Annotated in this window: 1 rRNA gene; it reads right to left on the reverse strand. The window is 50.7% G+C overall.

Going from position 1 to position 936, the window contains the following annotated elements:
* Positions 1-936 (reverse strand): 23S ribosomal RNA (locus SD31_RS16310); the annotation flags it as partial.

The raw sequence follows: 936 nt of genomic DNA on the forward strand, positions 1-936 counted from the left end.
AACAGTCGCCTGGGCCTTTTCACTGCGGCTGCTCCTCACGAGAGACAGCGCCCCCTTTCTCCCGAAGTTTACAGGCCATTTTGCCGAGTTCCTTAGCCATGATTCACTCGAGCACCTTAGGATTCTCTCCTCGACCTACCTGTGTCGGTTTACGGTACGGGTTTTCTTTACCTGAAGCTTAGCGGTTTTTCTTGGAAGTCTGATTACCTGCTCTATCAGCGCCCCCGTAGGTTTGCTGTACTATTGGGCCTCAGCAAGAACTGCGGATTTGCCTACAGCTCCTATACCTACACCCTTTAACGAACTATTCCGTCAGTCCGCGGCAGTGTCACTACTCCGTCTCCACATCGCAGTAAAGAAAAGTACTGGAATATTAACCAGTTGTCCATCGGCTTACTCCTTTCGGATGCGCCTTAGGCCCCGACTAACCCTGATCCGATTAGCGTTGATCAGGAAACCTTAGTCTTTCGGTGGGCGGGTTTCTCACCCGCCTTATCGTTACTTATGCCTACATTTGCTTTTCTATAAAGTCCACCACACGTCACCATGCAGCTTCACCCTCGATAGAATGCTCCCCTACCACTCTCGCTTAATGCAAGAATCCATAGCTTCGGTAGTGCTCTTGATGCCCGTTTATTATCCACGCCCGGTCGCTCGACTAGTGAGCTGTTACGCACTCTTTAAATGAATGGCTGCTTCCAAGCCAACATCCTAGCTGTCTGGGCAACCGGACCTCGTTAGTTCAACTTAGAACACATTTGGGGACCTTAGCTGATGGTCTGGGTTCTTTCCCTCTCGGCCTTGGACCTTAGCACCCAACGCCTCACTGCCGATAATATCTCATACGCGTACKTTCGGAGTTTGCGTACTTGGACTTCCGGTAGGACTTCGACTCCCGCACCATCGTCTCTACCTCTATAAGACTCTAATATCGAG

The sequence above is a fragment of the Sphingobacterium sp. T2 genome, from assembly GCF_000814685.1.
In the GTDB taxonomy this organism is placed as follows: Bacteria; Bacteroidota; Bacteroidia; order Sphingobacteriales; family Sphingobacteriaceae; genus Sphingobacterium; species Sphingobacterium thermophilum.